At 36.6% G+C, this 20675-nt stretch carries 17 protein-coding genes; 10 read left to right on the top strand and 7 right to left on the bottom strand.

What is annotated here, in order from left to right:
* Window positions 1–7: 7 nt before the first annotated feature.
* Entirely contained in the window at window positions 8–619 is a 612-nt protein-coding gene (locus ACFX5U_RS19060; RefSeq protein ID WP_280565375.1) for a fumarylacetoacetate hydrolase family protein, read from the bottom strand.
* A gap of 308 nt (window positions 620–927) precedes the next feature.
* On the opposite strand from ACFX5U_RS19060, the gene ACFX5U_RS19055 reads away from it, so the two are divergent.
* From ACFX5U_RS19055 to ACFX5U_RS19010, 10 genes are all read left to right on the top strand, one after another.
* Window positions 928–1566, top strand: coding sequence for a DUF6266 family protein (locus ACFX5U_RS19055; protein WP_400261756.1), 639 nt, complete (start codon window positions 928–930; stop codon window positions 1564–1566).
* A 32-nt stretch (window positions 1567–1598) separates the two neighbouring features.
* Window positions 1599–2249, top strand: a complete 651-nt coding sequence (locus ACFX5U_RS19050; RefSeq protein WP_400261755.1) for an HAD family hydrolase — start codon at window positions 1599–1601, stop codon at window positions 2247–2249.
* A gap of 191 nt (window positions 2250–2440) precedes the next feature.
* A complete protein-coding gene (locus ACFX5U_RS19045) occupies window positions 2441–2842 on the top strand; it encodes a gluconate 2-dehydrogenase subunit 3 family protein (RefSeq protein ID WP_400261754.1) in 402 nt (133 codons plus the stop codon).
* A complete protein-coding gene (locus ACFX5U_RS19040) occupies window positions 2843–4558 on the top strand; it encodes a GMC oxidoreductase (protein ID WP_400261753.1) in 1716 nt (571 codons plus the stop codon).
* A 367-nt stretch (window positions 4559–4925) separates the two neighbouring features.
* Window positions 4926–5678: a carboxypeptidase-like regulatory domain-containing protein gene (locus ACFX5U_RS19035; RefSeq protein ID WP_400261752.1), complete on the top strand. Its 753-nt coding sequence runs from the start codon at window positions 4926–4928 to the stop codon at window positions 5676–5678.
* Window positions 5659–7992 carry a SusC/RagA family TonB-linked outer membrane protein gene (locus ACFX5U_RS19030; RefSeq protein WP_400263615.1) on the top strand — a complete coding sequence of 778 codons (2334 nt, stop codon included), beginning with the start codon at window positions 5659–5661 and terminating at the stop codon, window positions 7990–7992. The genes ACFX5U_RS19035 and ACFX5U_RS19030 overlap by 20 nt, the downstream gene beginning before the upstream one ends.
* Window positions 7993–8002: 10 nt before the next feature.
* Window positions 8003–9634 carry a RagB/SusD family nutrient uptake outer membrane protein gene (locus ACFX5U_RS19025; protein ID WP_400261751.1) on the top strand — a complete coding sequence of 544 codons (1632 nt, stop codon included), beginning with the start codon at window positions 8003–8005 and terminating at the stop codon, window positions 9632–9634.
* A gap of 52 nt (window positions 9635–9686) precedes the next feature.
* The gene (locus tag ACFX5U_RS19020; protein ID WP_400261750.1) at window positions 9687–9893 is read left to right on the top strand and encodes a hypothetical protein; all 207 of its coding nucleotides are present in this window, start codon (window positions 9687–9689) and stop codon (window positions 9891–9893) included.
* A 363-nt stretch (window positions 9894–10256) separates the two neighbouring features.
* Window positions 10257–13439: a SusC/RagA family TonB-linked outer membrane protein gene (locus tag ACFX5U_RS19015; RefSeq protein WP_400261749.1), complete on the top strand. Its 3183-nt coding sequence runs from the start codon at window positions 10257–10259 to the stop codon at window positions 13437–13439.
* Window positions 13440–13457: 18 nt separating this feature from the next.
* A complete protein-coding gene (locus tag ACFX5U_RS19010; protein WP_400261748.1) occupies window positions 13458–15020 on the top strand; it encodes a RagB/SusD family nutrient uptake outer membrane protein in 1563 nt (520 codons plus the stop codon).
* 37 nt (window positions 15021–15057) lie between these two features.
* Here ACFX5U_RS19010 and ACFX5U_RS19005 read toward each other — a convergent pair whose 3' ends face one another.
* From ACFX5U_RS19005 to nrdI, 6 genes are all read right to left on the bottom strand, one after another.
* Window positions 15058–16623 (bottom strand): M60 family metallopeptidase, encoded by a 1566-nt coding sequence (locus tag ACFX5U_RS19005; protein WP_400261747.1) that lies wholly within the window; start codon window positions 16621–16623, stop codon window positions 15058–15060.
* Entirely contained in the window at window positions 16616–16867 is a 252-nt protein-coding gene (locus ACFX5U_RS19000; RefSeq protein WP_400261746.1) for a hypothetical protein, read from the bottom strand. Before ACFX5U_RS19000 ends, ACFX5U_RS19005 begins: the two co-directional genes overlap by 8 nt.
* A gap of 184 nt (window positions 16868–17051) precedes the next feature.
* Complete coding sequence (nrdF, locus tag ACFX5U_RS18995) at window positions 17052–18038, bottom strand: class 1b ribonucleoside-diphosphate reductase subunit beta (RefSeq protein ID WP_280565401.1); 987 nt, start codon at window positions 18036–18038, stop codon at window positions 17052–17054.
* A 98-nt stretch (window positions 18039–18136) separates the two neighbouring features.
* On the bottom strand, window positions 18137–18808 hold the full coding sequence (locus ACFX5U_RS18990; RefSeq protein ID WP_400261745.1) for a hypothetical protein: 672 nt from the start codon (window positions 18806–18808) through the stop codon (window positions 18137–18139).
* On the bottom strand, window positions 18801–20243 hold the full coding sequence (locus ACFX5U_RS18985) for a ribonucleotide reductase N-terminal alpha domain-containing protein (RefSeq protein ID WP_400261744.1): 1443 nt from the start codon (window positions 20241–20243) through the stop codon (window positions 18801–18803). The genes ACFX5U_RS18990 and ACFX5U_RS18985 overlap by 8 nt, the downstream gene beginning before the upstream one ends.
* On the bottom strand, window positions 20203–20610 hold the full coding sequence (nrdI, locus tag ACFX5U_RS18980; protein ID WP_051960085.1) for a class Ib ribonucleoside-diphosphate reductase assembly flavoprotein NrdI: 408 nt from the start codon (window positions 20608–20610) through the stop codon (window positions 20203–20205). Before nrdI ends, ACFX5U_RS18985 begins: the two co-directional genes overlap by 41 nt.
* Between the last annotated feature and the right edge of the window lie 65 nt (window positions 20611–20675).

Below are 20675 nucleotides of genomic sequence, written 5' to 3'. Positions count from 1 at the left end.
TTTGATCTTACTTAATCGTGCAGCTAAACATTTTCTCTTCACCTATATACCCCGCTAATGTATCGCCAATGACTACAGGACCCACACCTACTGGTGTGCCTGTATAAATTAAGTCTCCCTTTCGAAGGGTGATGAACTTCGAGATATATACGATCAGGTCTTCATAGGAGAAAATCATATCTTTTGTATTTCCCTTTTGTACGATTTCTTTATTTTTTTTTAATGAAAATTCAAGATTTTTAAGATCTCCTAAAGTTTCTTTTGGTAGTAGGGGGCTAATGACTGCAGAACCATCGAAGGATTTGGCCAGCTCCCAAGGAAGACCTTTTTCTTTGTGCTTTTGTTGAATATCTCTAGCTGTGAAATCAATCCCCAATCCGATTGCATCAAAGTAAGTATTTGCAAATTTATGACTCACGTGTTTTCCTTCTTTACAGATACGAATGACCACTTCTGTTTCATAATGAATATCAGTTGAAAATTCTGGATAATAGAAGTCTTTATTGTCTTTTAGTAAGGCTGTATCGGGTTTCATGAAGACAACAGGTTCTTGTGGGATGGGGTTGTTCAGTTCTTTAGCGTGGTCTACATAGTTGCGGCCTATAGCAATGACTTTCATCTTGATCTTTCTTAAAGTAAAGCACCTGGAAACATGCGTTGTGGGTGCGGAATATACAAACTTAGTAAATGTAGAAAGTATTTCAAATTGATTCGGATTAAATCAATATTATCTTCGGTATTAATATAGGTTTTATAGGGAGATAATAGGGGGTTTATAGGGGGTTAGTAGGGGTATATCCCTATTAACCCCTTATAAAGGCTAACTAAAGCGTAAACTACACCTAAATTAATACCGAATTTTGTATATATTTGGTATTGAGTAGGATAGGTGTTGTTTTGAAACCAAGAAATAAACGAATTAAACTGATGGCAATTCAAGAAAACGGTCCTAATGGACTATTTAAAGGTAAAGTGGGCTCAATATATGGTTATGAGCTCAATGGTCAAAATATTATTAGGGGTGCGCGAAATAGTAATAAGAAACCTCCAACTGAAGCAATGTTAATGAATCAACAGAAAATGAAAGTTGCGAATAACTTTATTGGAACGATAAAGGCTCTTCTGCAATATGGATACCGTAATCTCGCTCCAAAAGGAAGTAGGATTGGGCCTTTTCAGTTGGCACAGCGGCATATTTTAAAGGAAACAATGGAATTGGATGCCGATTGTCAATATTATGTTAATGTCGAAAAACTATTCATTTTTAGAGGTCCTCTTGCTCCACCAGTCGGCTGTTCTGTGGATAAGCAAGGGAGTACGTTGCATTTGAAATGGGGAGTTATGCCTCATTACGCAGATAAGATATATAAAATGAATTTTGCATTTTTCAATATGAAGGACTTTATTCAGCTTGAGATTGGACCTACAGAAGTTAGTCAGGGTTTCTGTACCATACCGTTAATCGGACATTTTGATGTGGGGATCCCGATTCATGTGTACTTTGGAATTTGGGATTCCTATCATGATTTACTTTCTGATTCAGTCTATTGTGGCATAGTTGAATAGGAATTGCTCTTTGGTTTGTCTATTTTTAAAGCATGAAAGATTTGAAAGCCGTATTTTTTGATTTTGATGGAACCTTAGTGGATTCCGAACGTTTTTATTTTGAAGCATGGAAACCTATTCTTAAGTATCATTTTGCAATTGATTTAAATTTTGAAACCTGGATTCAGCATTTTGCTGGGCACACTTTGGCCCGCAATTTACTCACGATGAAAGAGCTTTGGGATGTAGAGGTAAAGGAAGAATTTATGTGGAAAACCACAAGGGAAAATTACGCTAAACAAGATATGCTAAGCATACCGCTGATGCCACATGCTCGAGAATTGATTGATTTCTTGGTTGAGCAGGATATTCAGATTGGATTGGTGACTTCCAACTTTCGGCCGACTGTGGACCGTATGTTGACACATTATAACTTACACGAGCATTTCTCCTGGTTTGTAACCCGTGAGGATGTAGTCGACCCCAAGCCGAATCCTACCTGTTATCAAAAAGCATTAATGCTTTCCGGTTTTAACAAAGATGAAGTTGTAGCGATAGAGGATACCGCAACAGGATCGAGAGCAGCTATAGATGCCGGATTGAAATGCATTGCTGTCACTAAACAAAAAGCTGAGCGGGATCGTTTGGATTTTGTGACACATCTTTTTTTAGACTTAAAGGAGGTTCATGATATCCTGAGATAGCTTTTTGCATTTTTGTTACAAAAAATTAATCGTTTTAGCTTTGTTATTTTTAATATTATCTTTAATATTACAGCAGTAAGAACACCTTATTATGATGAATCGAAGAACCCTTGTTAAGCAATTATTTATTATTGCCGGAGGAATTGCTCTATTGCCATCCTGCCTGAGAGAAACAGGGGGGAGCATCTATCGTGCTACAGAATATTAAGATAGCTGCCGCAGATGAAGATTTCCTAGCGAAGTTATCCGATATACTTATTCCTAAAACAGACTCTCCAGGAGGCCGTGAACTTAATTTACATTTGTTTGTGATGAAGATGGTAGACGATTGTGAGAGTCCTGAAAAGCAACAGGAATTTGTGAAAGGCATGCAGGTATTAAAGGATCAATATGAATCATTTACTCCAGAACAAATTTTAAGTGCTATAACCGTCTTGGAAAAAGGAAAAGAGCGTGATGAGGTTACTTTTTTTAAGATATTCAAAAGTCGGGCTATTCAAGGATATTTAAATTCTGAATATGTGATGACGAACAAATTGATTTATAAATTGATTCCAGGGCCTTATCAAGCTGCGGTAAAATTGAAAGCATAAATGGCAAATATTAATATAGACAGTCAAAAAGATAGAACATACGATGCTATTGTGATTGGCTCCGGTATCAGCGGTGGTTGGTCTGCGAAAGAGTTATGTGAAAAGGGATTAAAAACATTGGTTTTGGAGCGTGGTCGTGATGTTAAGCACATTAAAGATTATCCAACAACGAATATGAATCCTTGGGAATTTGAGCATCGTAATGAAATGCCTTATGCGGTAAAGCAAGAAAACCCAATTGTAAGCAAGTGTTATGCTTTTCATGAGGATGCAGCTCATTTTTTTGTGAAAGATAAAGAGCACCCTTATGTGGAGGATAAACCCTTTGATTGGATACGTGGCTATCAAGTAGGAGGTAAATCTTTGTTATGGGCGAGACAAACGCAACGTTGGTCAGACTTCGATTTTGAGGGTCCGGCGCGTGATGGTTTTGCTGTCGATTGGCCCATTCGTTATGCAGATTTAAAACCTTGGTATGATTATGTCGAACGATTTTCAGGTATTGCAGGCGATAAAGATGGTTTACCCGAACTGCCAGATGGTGAATTTCTGCCGGGTTATCCATTGAATATGGTTGAAAAATATTTCAAGCAATCCATCGCATCTAAATACCCTGAAAGGAAAGTGATCTCCTCACGTTGCGCTCATCTTTCCAAACCAAAGCAGATTCACTTTGATCAAGGCCGAGTGCAATGTCAAAATCGTACCTTATGTCAACGTGGCTGTCCGTTTGGTGGGTACTTCAGCTCTAATGCAGTGACATTGCCATGGGCTGCGAAAACAGGTAATATGACACTGCGTCCTTTTTCTGTTGTTCACTCGATCTTATACGATGAACAAAAAGGAAAAGCAGTAGGGGTTCGTGTAATCGATACGAATACTAAAGAAGAAATAGATTTTTATGCTCGTGTTATTTTTGTAAACGCAGCAGCAATCAATACGAATTTAATCTTATTAAATTCCAAATCCAATCGTTTCCCTAATGGGTTAGGTAATGACTCAGGGGTATTGGGTAAATATGTTGCTTTTCATAATTATAGCGCACGTATTTATGCCGAATATGAAGGATTGTTAGACTATACCACAGAGGGACGAAGTCCTGCAGGTGGAGGTTATATCCCGCGATTTAGAAATCTACATAAACAAGAGACTGACTTTCTTCGAGGATATGCTGCAGGTTTTGGAGCTAATCGAAGTAAAAATACCGATCGTTCGGGTGCTGGTGAATCATTGAAGGATAATTTGTTGAACCCTAAGTTGGGCAATTGGCAAGTTGGCTCACATATGATGGGCGAGACGATACCAAAAGAGTCTAGTCAAATCACATTAGATACAAAGAAGACAGACGATTGGGGAGTTCCATTGTTGCATATTGCAGTTGATTATGATGACAATGATGCCAAGATGAAAAAAGACTATCTTGATACGATGGAAGATATGTTCCAAACTGCTGGGTTTACGAATATCCGGCGTGACGACGGTAGTCAAGCTCCTGGACTTGATATCCATGAAATGGGTGGAGCTCGTATGGGCTTAGATTCAAAAACATCTATGCTCAATAAGTGGAATCAAATTCACTCGGTGCCCAACGTTTTTGTTACAGATGGCGCTGCCATGACATCAACATCGACACAAAATCCCTCATTGACTTATATGGCTTTTTCTGCTCGTGCAGTAGATTATGCGGTGTCAGAAATGAAAAAAGGGAATATATAAGCAATTTTAAAGATGAAGTTTTTTATTAAAAAAACTTCATCTTTAAAATTAAAAAACTAAATTTAAACCTGTCTACCTAATCTTATTTAGGATCCAATAAACCATAAATAACATTTTACAGTATCATCTTAATGGGGATGTATTGATTTGTTTTTTATAAACTAAAACGTTTTAAAAAAAAATTATGATGTAATGAATTAAATTTGCCAAATTTTCCTTTAGGGAATTGAATGCCCTGAGAGAATAATAATCAAATAAACCAAACCAAAAAACTTGTTTTAGAATATTTTACGGAAAGCTTAATGCGGCTACATTTTTCTTTAAAATAGCTAAAACGATTAAACAAATCTAAAATCACTTTAAAATTATGAACAAATTTGACGCAAGAACATTTTTGCAGTTAAAGAAAAGATCTAAATTATTTTTTTCATTAGCTGTTGTTGCCGGGGCAATGCAACAGGTCAATGCATCGACATCCACTTCTTTAGGAGTATTGGGTGAATCCGGTGTAAAAGAACTTGTTGCTATTCAAGGTCAAGTTAGCGGTAAAGTAATAGACTCGAGCAGTGGAAATCCTGTCTCTGGTGTAACAATTTCTGTTAAAGGAACTGCTGTCGGAACACAGACATCGGAGAATGGTAGTTTCAGTATTAGCGCTAAAACAAGTGACGTATTGGTCATCTCTTCAATTGGTTATCAGCCGACAGAAGTAAAAGTAACGGGTACATCTGCATTAACAATTCGATTGGTATCTGCACAAGATCAATTGGATGAAGTAATCGTTGTGGGGTATGGTACGCAGAAGAAAAGTGAGGTAACCTCAGCAGTAGCATCCGTGAAGGAGAAGGATTTTAACCAAGGTGGAATGCGTAGCCCGATGGAGTTGATTCAAGGGAAAGTTTCAGGATTGAATATTACACGTACTCAAGGAAGCAACCCAAACTCTGGGACGAGTATCCAATTAAGAGGGATGGCATCTTTAAAAGGTACGAATTCTCCTTTAATTGTCATTGATGGTATCCCAGGAGGTAGTTTAGATTTGGTTAAGCAGGGGGATATTGAATCCATTGATGTCTTGAAGGACGGTTTCTGCTGCAGCTATTTATGGTACACGTGGTAATGGGGGAGTAATTTTAGTCACGACCAAGAAAGGTAAGGCTGGTACACCTCAGTTTGAATATTTGACTTATGGACAACGCGAGTTTGTAGCGAGAAAACCTTCTATGCTGAGTGCGGATCAATTTAGAAGTTATATAGTAGATGGTTTAAATAAACCTGAATACGATTTGGGTTCATCAACAGATTTATTTGAGGAATTAATTGACAAAAATAATTTCTCACATTTCCATAACTTCATAGCAAGTGGTGGGGCTGAAAAGTCCAATTACCGTGCTTCTATAAATTATGAGGAAGCAAATGGAATTGCAAAGAAAAATGGCCGAGAACAATTTGGAGGGCGTTTCAATTTTACACAAACAGGTTTACAAGATAGATTGACCTTTGCAGCAAATATTGCAGCAAATTTTAATAAGGCTAATATGTTAGGTGGTAAAAAAGAAAATGATAGCGAGAATGTTCCAGATTTTGAACAAGCGATCCAAAGAAATCCTACAGCACCATTATTTAATCCTGATGGAAGTTATTATCAGACACAAGAATTTAATAATTACAATCCAATGAGTCGTTTGGCTTATCGTACTGATGAACGGGATCAACAGACTTTTTCAGGAGATGCTAGGTTGAAATTAAAGATTATTGAACCACTTAGTATTTCTGCATTTGGGTCTTATGTGCGTGACAATTGGAATGATCGCCAGTATCGTTCAACCCTAGATTGGGATCAGAGGTTGAACTCAGATTATCGGGGTATGGCTTATGCCTTTAAACGAAATGAGTTAAATTGGACCAAAACTTTTGAATCGACCATTGATTATAATCAAACTTTTAATGATAAACATAATGTTACGGGATTATTAGGTTATAGTTACCAGTATAGTACCTATGAACGATTCGATATGTCGAATAATGGCTTAACGACAGATGGTTTCTTGGATTGGGATATAGGTTCAGGTACAGCACTGACCAATCCCCAATTGCCTAGACCAACATTAGGTTCATTTAAAGAGGATAACACTTTAATCGCGTTTTTTGGACGGGTTAATTATAATTATGATAATAAATATTTTGTTAGCGCTATTTTAAGGCGAGAAGGTTCATCACGTTTCGGATCGAATCATAAATGGGGTAATTTTCCCGCAATATCCGGAGGATGGAATGTCACAAATGAAGATTTCTTCTCAAATAAAGACGTTATCAATAATTTGAAAATCAGAGTTGGCTACGGAGTGACAGGTAATCAAGGTATTCCAAATTATCAATCTTTATTACGTTTAGGAACAGGTGGTGTTTACCCTCAAGAAGGAATATTTTATCAAACATATGGACCATCTACTAACGCTAATCCAGATCTTAAATGGGAACAAAAGGCTGAATTAAATTTAGGAATCGATTTTGGGTTGTGGAATAATAAGATTACAGGTGCTATTGATATCTATAATAGAAAAACTAAAGATCTATTGTATGAATATTCTGCGCAACAACCATCTTATGTGCAATCTTCAATTTGGTATAATGTTGGAGAAGTTAGTAACAAAGGTATTGAATTACAACTTTCAGCAAAGGCTATACAACGTGATGATTTTTCATGGAACATAGATTTTACAGGAAATTATCAAAAGAACAATTTGAATAAGCTGTCAAGTGATATATTTCAAAGTAATTGGTTAGAATTTGGAGGTCTTCCATCTCCTGGAAATTTGGGTAATGCAATCCGGTTGGAAGAAGGTGGTGAGATTGGATCTTTTTATGGGAAAAGATTTGCAGGTTTAACAGATGATGGTAAGTGGTTGTTTTTTAAAGCTGATGGATCAACAGGAACTGCTGCAGAAATGAATGATAATGATAGAGCTTATATTGGTAATGGTGTCCCTAAGTTTCAGGCATCTTTGGGAAACCGTTTTTCATATAAAGGGTTTGACCTCACCATATTCTTTAGAGGCAAATTTAAGTATGATATTTTAAACACATCAGAAATGTTTTTTGGAAATCAAAAATGGTTGCCAAATAATGTGTTTGAAAGTGCTTTTACAACCCATGCTAATTTAAAGGACGATCCACAATATTCTGATTACTATCTAGAGAACGGTAGTTTTGTTAAGCTAGATAATATCACATTGGGATATAATTTCAAACTAAAAACAAGTTATGTGCGGAATCTCTATGTATATATGACAGGCAGAAACCTAGCAACTATTACAAGCTACAGTGGCTTAGATCCTGAACTTCAAGATACTGGATTTAGTAGTGGTATTGACTCAAGAGGATTTTATCCGAGAACTCGTTCTTGGTCTATTGGTCTAAATGTTGGATTTTAATATAAAAAAAATGAAGATTATCAATAAATATATAGCACGTGTTTTTCTCTTGTCAGTAGGGTATGTAGCCCTTCATGGTTGTACTAAATTAGATGAAAATCTGTATAGTACTTTAAAGAAAGACTCATTTTATAAAAATAAACTTGAAGTTATGCAAGCTGCTCTGCGTCCATTTACGCATATGCAGGCTTGGTTGGCACCAACAGGGGGAAGTGGATATTATTATCATTCTGAATTAAGTTCTGATCAATTAGCATGGCCTCAAAAAGGTAGACATGGATATGATGGTGGAGATCACTTTAGACAACATTATCATAGTTGGACTGCTAATGAAAGTCGAATGAGAGACGCATGGAAATTAATGTGGGGGGGTGTTGGATATGTTAATAATGCACTAAAAGATATCGAAGAAATAGATATTACTAAAATTGACATGACACAAGAGGAAATTAACGGTGTCATCGCTCAGTTAAAAGTTCTTCGAGATTTCCATTATTTAAGGATAATGGACCTTTGGGGGAATGTTCCAATTTCTTTAGAAGTTTCTATTACACCTAGCAATCCTGAAACAAAATCTCGTAAAGAAGTTTTTGACTTTGTTAAAGCAGAGCTTTTAGAAAATGTAGAAAAGCTTCCCCTGACTTCAGCAGATAATATTGGACAAGTATCTAGAGCAGCCGGATATGCCATGTTATCTGAGCTGTATCTAAATGCAGAGAAATGGACTGGAACAGCGATGTGGGACGAGTGTATTGCTGTATCGGATAAAATTATCCAAGGTAAAGGTGGTGGTGTAGGAGGAACTCCCAAATTGGCTACCGATATCAATTCATTGTTTAGTAATACGAATGATGCAAATCCAGAATCACTATTCCAGTTTCAATTCAGTAAAAGAGCAGGATTTACATTTGATTGGGGAGGTTTCTTTATGAGTTATGATTATATGAAAGAGGTCCTGGATGTCGGTTATGGAGGTTGGAATGCCTTTGTCGTTATTCCTACGGCTTTTGATGCCTATGCTGCTAATGATTTACGTAAAAAAGATTGGTTCTTGTTTGGTCCACAGTATAAGTATGGAACAACCACGCCGGTGCTAGGTACTGAAGAATATGCAAAAAAACCCTTAGTTTTCGTCAATTCAATCCGTAGGGAGTCTGAGGGTGACAAAACAAGTGAAGGAGGTATGGCTAAAGGGGAGGAAAACTCAGGTGCTCGTTTTAATAAATATAAATCTGGAAGACTCTCAGATCCCAATTATCAAGAGAATGATTATATCATCTATCGTTTGACGGAGATCTATTTCAATAAAGCAGAAGCTTTGATGCGTAAGAATGGAGGGGTGGCGAATTCTGAGGCTGTTGAATTAGTCAATGACTCTAGAAAAAGATCGTTTTCTAATGCTGATTGGCCTACTGCGCAATATACCAACTCAACGCTATCATTGAATGAATTATTGGTTGAACGTGGCCGTGAATTTATCTTTGAAGGGAAAAGACGGACTGACTTAATCCGATTTGGAAAGTATATTTCAGGATCATGGTGGGATCATAAAGCAACAAATGATGTAAACAAGGAATTATACCCTATTCCTGATAATCAATTGTCTATTAATCCTAACCTTAAACAGAATCCGGGTTATTAGAATTTAATAAAACAATAGTAGGTCTTTTCAAAAAAACCTACTATTGTTATCCATGAAATGGGGGGCTCGTATGGGTTTAGTTTCAAAAATATCCATGTTCAATAAATGGAATCAAATTCCCTCGGTGCCCAACGCTTTTGTTACAGATGACGTTGTCATGACTTCAACATCAGAACAAAATCCCTCATTGACTTATAGGGCTTTTTTAGCTCGTGCGATAGATTATGCGATGTTAGAAATGAAAAAAGGAAATATGTAAACCATTTTAAAGATGAAGTTTTTTAACAAAAAACTTCATCTTTAAAATTAAAAACCTAATTTTAAGCCTGTGTTCCTAATCTTATTTAGGATTCAATAAAACCATTAATTACATTTTCCAGTATCATCTTAAATAGAGATATTTGGATTTTTTATAAAGCTAAAACGTTTTAAACTATTATGATGTAATGGAATAATTATACTCGAATTTTCCTATAGGGCATTGGATGCCCTGTGTGGATATTAATCAAATAAGCCAAACCAAAAAACTTGTTTTAGAATAGGTTACTGAAAGCTCAATAAAGCTGCATCTTTCAGTAAAATTGCTAAAACGATTAAATAAATCTAAAATCATTTTAAAATTATGAACAAATTTGACGCAAGAACATTTTTGCAGTTAAAGAAAAGATCTAAATTATTTTTTTCATTAGCTGTTATTGCGGGGTCAATGCAACAGGTCAATGCATCGACACCCACTTCTTTGGGAGTATTGGGTGAGTCCGGTGTAAAAGAACTCGTTGCTATTCAAGGTCAAGTTAGCGGTAAAGTATTAGACTCAAGTACAGGAAACCCTGTTTCTGGTGTAACAATTTCTGTTAGAGGAACTGCTGTTGGAACACAGACATCCGAAGATGGTAGTTTCAGTGTTAACGCTAAAATAGGAGATGTATTGGGTGTTTCCTCTATTGGATACAAACCCATTGAAGTAAAAGTAAGCAGTACATCTGGGTTAACGATTCGCATGGTATCTGCCCAAGACCAATTGGATGAGGTAGTCGTAGTAGGTTATGGAACCATGCGTAAATCAGATGTTACAGGGTCAATTTCGATGGTTAAAGGTGCGGACATGATTAAGGATCAGAACTTTAGCCCTTTAGACAATTTAAGAGGTAAAGCATCTGGCGTTAATATCTTTTCAAATTCAAGTCAACCTGGAGCCTATGGTAATCGTGTTGTGATTCGTGGTGTCGCAACAATTAATTCTTCATCAAATCCGCTGTATGTGGTAGATGGTGTGGTGATGGAAGATTTTCAATTGCTCAATCCCAATGATATTGAAAGTATTGAAGTTCTGAAAGATGCTTCTTCAGCTGCTATTTATGGTGCTCGTGGAGCAAATGGCGTTATTCTGGTTACGACAAAACGGGGTAACAAAGATGGAAGTCGTACAATTAGTTACCAAGGTTCTGTTGGTATAAGTTCTGCGCAGCGTTATATGGATCTGTTGAATGCGCAAGAGTGGACGGACGCATTTATGATCGGTCTTGAAAATGAAAATAAATATGCTGCTGATTATTTTTTAAATAAAGATGATAAATGGAAACCTTGGTCTTTAGATAGAAAAGACTGGTTTAATGATAAAAATTATTTTGATTCAAATGGAAATCCGCTGTATGATACGGATTGGCAACGGGAAGCTACGCGAACAGCTGTTTCTAATAACCATCAGTTGAATATTCAACAAGGAGATGAAAAATCGTCAGTAGGTGCATTTTTAAATTTCACGGACCAACAAGGTATCATGAATAATACTTGGAATAAGCGGGTAAATGCGAAAATGGCATATGACTCAAAGCCTCTGGATTGGTTATCTACATCTGTTAATTTAACTGTTAATCACACTTGGGGTCGCTATACTCCTGAAGACGGTGGTGGGCAGGATGCTCGTCGTACGATGATCGAAATGTTACCATGGTATCCTGTAAAGGATCAACATGGTGAATATACATCATCTTCATCTTCTACAGTATCTGAAACGCTGGGATTTGAAGGTATGTCCAATCCGGTTGCAATTTTAGATTTACAAAAACGGATGCGTTACAATACGCAAATCTTTGGAAATGCGGCATTGACATTCCATCTAGCAGATGGATTAGATCTGAAGACTCAATTGGGTATTGATAACCATCAAAAAACCTATAGGGGATACTCTTCAGTATTGCTGAATAATATTTCACGACCAAATGGCTGGGCGGAGATGAATCATACGAATACGCTATATTGGCAGGAAGAATCTTATTTGACTTACAATAAAGAGTTTGATAAGCATCGTATAAATGCTATGGCTGGTTTATCGTGGCAAGCACGCACCTACGATTATGATAATTCAAGAACGGAGGGTTTTCAAGATGATTTTTACGAATATTATAATATGGGTGTAGGAACTCTTCCTTCCGCACCTGGGTCTAATTGGAATAAATGGGCTATGAATTCGTATTTCTTGAGATTTGCCTATTCTTATGATAATCGTTATTCAGCTACGGTAACAAGTCGTTATGATGGATCTTCTAAATTTGGGAAAAACAACAAATACGCATTTTTTCCTTCTGCAGGTCTAGCATGGAATGTATCTAATGAAGATTTTCTTACAGGAAATGAAACTATTAGCAATTTGAAATTGCATACCAGTTATGGTTTGACTGGTAACTCTGAAATTGATCCTTATAAATCACTTGCCAATGTTACTGCAGGTACATACCTGTTAAATAATGTTAGAACACCATATTCATATATAGGTAATATTGCTAATCCTGATTTAAAATGGGAGAAAAGTGCGCAGTTTGATATTGGAGCTGAGTTAGGCTTATTTCAAAATCGATTGAATTTCGATGTGTCCTACTACCATAAGAAGACTACTGACTTATTGTTAGACGCACCTCTACCTACTTCTTCAGGATTCAGTACTGTGATGAAAAATATTGGAGCAGTACAGAATCAAGGTTTGGATATAATGATTACCGGTACAATTGTAGATAATGAGAATTTCAATTGGAAGTCTTCATTGAATATGAACTATAATAAAAATAAAGTCCTCAAATTAGGTGATAATAATGAGGATATTTTGATGAATGATTGGGTTGGAGGGGCTAATAGTATTATTCGCGTTGGAGAGAACTTAAATAGTTTTTATGGTTACCGAAGATTAGGTGTCTTTACACAGGCTGATGTTGATGCGGGAAATGCGAAATTAGAAGATATAGGTCGCGCTAAACGTACAACAGAAAAAGAGATTATCGGAAAGGGTCTTCCAGATTGGACAGGAAGTTTTATCAACAATCTACGTTATAAGAATTTTGATTTCACGTTAGATCTCCAATTTGTAAAAGGGGTGGAAGTGATGCAACAGTTTTTCCATTCTACTTATGATCGTTTTGGAATTACAAACGGTTTGAAAGAGGTCTTGACAGATGCTTATAATGGAACCAATCCAAACACGATGCAACAAGCTATATATTTAAGTAATAGTAATCATAGGGGACAAGATACGAATGTTGATGACGCTTGGATAGCAGATGGTTCTTATTTGCGCGTCAACTTGATTCAGCTGGGATATAATTTTAAAGCTGATGGATTGAAAAAAATAGGAATGTCTGGATTACGTGTTTATGCAAATGCCAATAATCCATTTTTATTTACTTCAAGTGATTTTAAAGGCTATGACCCAGAAAGTACATCTCAAGGTGATAGCAAATTTGGACAAAACATGACCTTTTTCGCTTATCCAAGAGCAAAAACATTTTCATTGGGAGTCAATGTTACATTTTAATTCGTAGAACTTAACAAAATGAGAAATAGATTATTTATGTTGTTATTGGCCGGAATGGTAGTGACAACTTCATGCAATAAATTTTTAGAAGAGAGCCCAAAGTCAGGTATTACCCTGGATAGTTATTACAAAACTCAGGCGCAGGCTACAAATACGGTGACCTCACTTTACCGAATGGGAGCTCCAGAACGTTACGCAGTCGCTGCAAGTGCATATGTAGGACCTACTGCTTCAATTAGCACTATGTTAACAGGTTATTTCACCAATAGCTATGAGGGGCAAGAAAGGATTTGTCAATTTTCTCGAGAATTAACCAGGCAGAATAATACGGGTTTGGTTTCCAATACGATGAATACGATTTGGACAGATTCCTATAAAGCAATCAACATCGCTAATGCAGGATTGAAATATATTCCACAAATTAATATGGATGAAGCTTTAGCAAACAGTTTAATGGCTGAAGCTAAGTTTTTTAGAGCTTATAATTACTTCTATTTAGTGAAAACATTTGGTGCTATACCATTTTACACTACGCCAAATGAGTCTTTGGAGGATGAGTTATATCTAGATCGTACGGAGACATCTAAAGTTTACGAATTAATAGAGTCTGACTTGAAGAATGCTGTGGAAGTACTTCCTGCGACTAAATTTGCGAGTAATGGTCATCGAATTACGAAGTATGTAGCTGCAATGACATTGGCGAATGTCTATTTGCAACAAGGTAAATATGCTGATGCAGCTAATGCGGCGAAAATAGTAATAAACTCTGCCCATGGTATGACATTAAATACGGACCTTGGGATGAATAGTGCTTATAACAAACTGCGTACTACGGACAATTTGGACGAAGTGATCTATTCACAAGAATATAATGCTGATATTAGAGATGGAAGTTGGTGGCCATCCTATGCTTTTAATTCATCAGCTGTATCTCTTTTTAAAACATATTCTATTTTCGAACGTGTCTATGGTCCTACAAATCAATTTTTAAATGTTTATGATAAAAAAGATTTAAGGATTCAACCTAATCAGTTTTACCATTGGGAATATACGAATCCAAAAAATGGGTTAAAATGGAAATCTGCTGATGCAGGAATTTGGTATTTTGTTGATGAAGAGGCATTATTGAATTCTGGGAAAGCGACAAAAGATTGGAATCTTTACCGATATCCAGAAGCTTTATTGATTGCGGCAGAAGGTCTTGCTAAAAGTGGAAGTGTAACAGCTGAGGCAGCTGGGTATTTGGCGCAAGTTAAAGCTCGTGCGAATACCGAAAATAAGTCAATTGCTCAATTCACATCCGAGCTACAAAGTTTATCAATAGATGACTTTGTTAAGGAATGTTGGATTGAAAGATTGAGAGAATTCCCGTTGGAATTCAAGATGTGGGATGATATTTTAAGAACGAAGATGTTCCCTGTTATTTCTACTACTGATGCTGGTAAGGTTGATTTTGTTCCGCTTATTGGTGCTAAAAATGGATCTGGTGCTATATTCAAGGAGTCCGATTTACTTTGGCCAATCTCTATAGAAGAGCTACAGAGAAATAAGAAATTGACACAAAACGAAGGTTATAAATAGCATAGAAAAGGCTATCCATCTGGATAGCCTTTTTATTTTATAATACATTGATTCTTTTTCCATCCCATCCAACGGCTTTGACTTGTGTCGTCCCCGTAGGAGTATGTACAATCGTCTTAGAGACGTCTTCTGACCCAGCTCCAACAAATGCTACTTTTATCAGTTTATCGCCTGCAAAGGTCTCGAAAGCAACCGCATTTCTCCACGCATCATTTTGTATGATAATGCGGTCTTCTTTTTTCTCAAATCCAGCTCCTGCTATTCCACTTACTGCTAATTTATTTTTATAGCTATCAATACTATTTGCGGTAATATAATGTAATACCGGTGTTGTCGATTTCTTATATTTTGCTGCATATTGTTTTACAGCTGCAATGTCTGATGCTGTTATGGTCATTTGTGCACAGGTATAATCATCTACCCAGAGATCGATTGGGATAAGCATGCCTGACTGTTCAAAGAAATCGGTTAAGTCTAACTTTGCGGCATCACATGCATTTTTGATGAATTCCATTTGGTAGTAGGAATCTTGCTTGTCTGCTGTTTCTGCTGCGTTGATGGCCTTTGTGAAGATATCGCCATAAAAGTTTTTATTTTCCCAAGTATTTCCTTTTCCAGCTACATTGAAATACAATTGTAACTGCCAAAGAGGTACTAATTTTACGAAGTGATCTCCACCCCAATCACGGGGACGTTGACGATCCCATCTGTCAGGTCCAGCTTGCGTCAACCAAGGTTGACGGTGTACAAATGCAGACTCCATATAAGCGGTGATTCGACCGCCGATTTTGGGCTCATCATAATCCTTTAAACGTTCTCTTTCTAATTTTGGACTGTGACTATTGTAGCTATACTGTGTCCATACCGAATAAATGTTATTCGTTACTTCTGTTGTACCTACCCATTTCATGTTTGGACGCACTTGGTTGACATGCCCAAATTCGTGTGCTACTCCCCAAGAGTTTTTCCTAAGGTTAGGCACGTTTGCTACATCTTTCATCGTATTATCATGGAATGCAGCACCAATTCCATCGGCATGCATAAAACCTTCCCAGATTACCCGGCCAAACATCCTGTTCTTAGGAACTCTTTTTGTTTGTGCCAACCCCATGATCTGATGTTGTATACCAATAATAGAATCATATAATTGGATAAGTGCAACTCCTTGATGCGGAGCATTTTCTTTTAGTGATTGAACTGCATAGGCGAGCTGCACCTGTTTTCCGACAATGTCTAATATAGGCCCTGCAGCATTTGCTAACATTTTGTCCCAGTCTTTGTCGTTATGCTTGCCCAACTCGAATACGTCGTTTATTTTCCCTCCAAGTATATGGATAGAAATCTTTTTGGAGGAAACTTTGTCTTCAGAGAAGTATTGGATGTAAGCGTTTCCTTTATTTTCAATCTTTAAAGTATTATAGCCTTCTTTTAGGCTGTAGTCTTTTTGTTTAAAATTTTTATCATCCCAATTCGTTACGCGAAGTGCAATTGGCGCTCCATTAGTTTTTCCGACCCAAACAATAGCTTCGTCACCTTCGGAGAAATAAATACCTGTAGGGTTTTCATATTGCGAATAGGGGCTTGTTTTGAGTTGTTTACTCAAGTTTTTTGGCGAAAGATAATTTGTATAGGCACGAAGACGTTGTTGAATAGGGTAGGAAACCTTCTTTTAGTTGTCTTGCGGCTTGTTGTAAAGTGGCGTTATTAATATTCGCAATGTCTTGATCTTTGACATTCTTTTTTACTTGACTGTAATCGTCTTTAGTAAATACCTGACTATACTGTTGCTGGGCGTAAGATTGCACACATATAGCAGATAATAATAAAAAAGTAAATACTTTATTCATTGAATTGGATTAATGGTTAACCTCAAATATAAGCGAATAGACCTTATTTTTTAGGTATTGCTTTTAAGCAAACGATTGTGTAATAGAGGTTTTACTTGTGGGTTTTGGAATGTGGTGTTTTTCTATAAATAAAAAATTCCCTTTACGTTTCTGTAAAGGGAATCAATCTGATGGTTCAGTATTCTTATACGTTTACCGTTGCATCCATTTTGAAGTCGTCATCTTTTAGGTGTACGATCTCCATTGATTTTTCGTAGTTTGTGGATTTCTTTGAGAAGAAGTCATGTTGTGTCGTTTCTGTATTTAAGCCATTTAAAACGATCGGGTTCACCTGTTTCACTTCGAAAATAGGGTCGAAGCCAAGATTCATCAATGCTTTGTTTCCATTGTAACGAACATATTCCTTTACTTCAGCTGTTAAACCAACTTCGGTATAGATTTCTTCTGTATATTTCATTTCATTGTCGTACAATTCATTCAACAAATTAATGAACTTTTGTTTTACTTCTTCTTGATTTTTTATTTTTTTGAAGACCTCTTGTGCCATTAGTCCAACGAAAACACCGTGGATGGATTCATCGGCAACAATCTTCTTAATGATATCTGCAGAAGCAACCATTTGGCCTTGACCACATAGCCATAATGGCAAGAAGAAACCTGAGTAGAATAAAAATGACTCTAGGAGTACTGAAGCTCCCAATGTCATGAATAACTCCTCATTTGTTGGATTTTCCTTATCCAATACACGGTAGTAAGAATCAATCGTAGACGCCTTGAATTGCAAAAATTTATTTTGTTCAACCCAACCGAAGATATCATTGATTTCGTTTGTAGTAGATACTGTTGTAAAAATAGTTGAATATGATTTTGCATGGATTGCTTCCATCATACACATATACGATAATACGGCCTTATTTTGCAATGAATCCGTATGGTCGATGATTTTTGGCATTCCTGTATGACTTTGTAGTGTATCCAACAAAGTAAGTCCGCCTAATGCTTTTTTGTAGCATTCTTTCATCTCCCAACTTAATCCTTTCCAACTATCAATATCTTTTGAAGGGATATATTCGGTGTCAATCCAGAATTGTCTAATATTTTGCTCCCAAAACATTAAAGCATAATCATTATCTGGCGTATTCCAGTTTACAGCAGTATATTTTTTACTCATTATTTTTACAGCGAGAATTATTGAATGTTTTTGTTAATACAGCTATCCAAAGTTTTGAACCCCCTTTGAATAGCTTATTGATTTTCTTTGAATGAAGTTTATGCCGAACAAGAAACACAGTCTTCAATAGACGATTTACGTGTACGTGTGTAGTACAATGATTTCAAGCCTAATTTATGTGCATAAATGTAGTATCTCGATAAATCACGTGTATTATCTTTTGAATTTGTATGTAAAATCGTACTTACACCTTGGTCAATATGACGTTGGATAACGGAAACTAATTTTAGTACCTTGAATTGGTCCATGTCATAAGCCGATTTGAAATAGAAGTAATTGTCATTTGTCAAATAAGGCATTGGGTAGTAGGTCGTACTATCTCCGTATTCACGAACTTCGATGATGTCCACAATCGGCATAACCGAAGCTGTGGCATTCATGATATAAGAAGTAGATTGATTTGGTGCGATTGCTAATCGATAAGCGTGATAGATACCATGCTCTTTAACATCCGCTTTCAATTTTTCCCAATCTTCGATGGTTGGTATATGTACGCCTGCAAATAATTCTTTAACCTTATCCGTCTTTGGTAAATAGTCTCTTTCTGTATAGCTATCGAAGTAAGTGCCGTCTGCATAAGCAGATTTTTCAAATCCTACGAAAGTTCTTTTACGCTCACGTGCGATTTCCATGGATGCTTCTAGCGAATAGAAGTTCATCATCATGAAGAATGCATTTGCAAAATCTAAGGCTTCATCCGATTCATACATGATAAAGCTTTTTGCTAAGTACCCATGTAGGTTTCATAGCACCAAGCCCTACTGAATGGAGTTCTTTGTTTGCTTTTGCAATGGAAGGAACCATTTTAATATCTGTCACATCAGATACCATCGTTAATGCGCGCATGGCCAATTTCACACATTCTTTAACGCGCTTATTGTCCATTACAGTAGCAATGTTCAAGGAACCTAAGTTACAAGAGATGCCGTATTTGATATGATCTTCTTCACCATAAATGTTGATCTCTGAAACCTCAGATACCTGCATGATCTCTGTACATAAATTCGAGAATTTCACTTTACCTATGCCATTCAATGCGTGAACGCGGTTGGTGTTCTCTTTATAGAAGATATAAGGATATCCGGACTCTTTTTGTGTCTGTGCAACCTTCACTAACATGTGACGGGCGTTGATTTTCTTCTTCTTGATATTTGGATTGGTAATCAACTCTTCGTACATCTTGTCCATATCCATTTCGTCTAATGGTATGCCATACTCTAGCATCACGGTATGTGGATAGATGAGGTAACAAGCTTCGTCTTTTTCTGCTAATTCCATGAATTTATCAGGAATAATGATACCGATCGAAAGCGATTTGATACGTACTTTCTCATCCACGTTGATTTTTTTACAGTCTAAGAATTCTTCAATATCAGCATGGAAAATATTTAAATATACGGCACCAGCACCTGGTCGTTGTCCCAATTGGTTGGCATATGAAAAAGTATCTTCCATGATTTTCATGATTGGAAGAACACCTCCTGCACGACCTTCTACACCTTTAATTGCTTCACCACGGGCACGAATTTTTGAAATATTGAATGAAACACCACCTCCGATAGAAGATAACTTCATTGCTGAGTCAACAGCATAGCCAATTCCATTTAGATTGTCTCCAATTTCATCTAAGAAACAAGATACCAATTCACCTGAGCGTTTTTTACCCGCATTTAAGAATGTTGGTGTCGCAGGTTGATATTCTTGGTTTATAAATAATTCGGCGTAAGAAATTGCTTTGTCAATACCTTCATGACGTGCTAAGAATAAAGCTACTGCCACAACACGGTCTTCATAACGTTCCAAAAACTTTTCACCAGAATCATCTCTTAGTGCATAGTTTTGGAAAAATTTAAACGCAGCCATGAAAGAGGCAAAGCGGAATTTTTTTGAAAAAACAAAATTATATACGGTCTCCATTTCTTCGAAAGTGAACCATTCGTAGAAATTGATATAGTAATCGTGTTCAATTAAGTAATCGATTTTTTCTTTTAGTGTATAGAAGAATACCGTATTCTTATTTACATACTCTAAAAAATAGGCACGTACAGCCTCTTTATCTTTATGTAAGCTAAACTCGTCCTCATGTTTGATCATGATTTCGTTGTTAAGCAATATCCAGTTTTTTGCTACCTCGTTTGCTACCATCGCAGTTGTTCTTTATGATGTCAATAAATTGGTTAATATCCTCCATTGTACCAGACAATTCAAATTTGAAAGCCAATGGAATGTCAAAGTCAGCTGAAATCCGATCAGCGGCTAGTCCGAAATTCTGCCCCCAATTGCGGTTGCCACTTGAAGTAACCGAATAGATTTTTGAAGCGTTGGCTTTCATAAATGCTAAGGTCGTTTCAGGCATTTGTCCGAAATTAGTTGTAAAAGTCACGAGATGCCCCGATTCTTCAGCAACAAGATCGGCAGTTATTTTATGTATTTGCCAACCTGTGAACTGGGTGAGCTTGTCCATAAAACGTTGCACATTTCCTGTTTTGCTATCGTAATAAATATGTATCATGGATTATAAAAATTTGATACAGCATTAATTATAATGCGATTGCCCCTAATTCTTCAGGTTTGAAT

Origin of the sequence: Sphingobacterium sp. SG20118, from assembly GCF_044740685.1 — a bacterium.
GTDB lineage: Bacteria > Bacteroidota > Bacteroidia > Sphingobacteriales > Sphingobacteriaceae > Sphingobacterium.
This window is presented reverse-complemented; position numbering and strand designations above follow the sequence as displayed.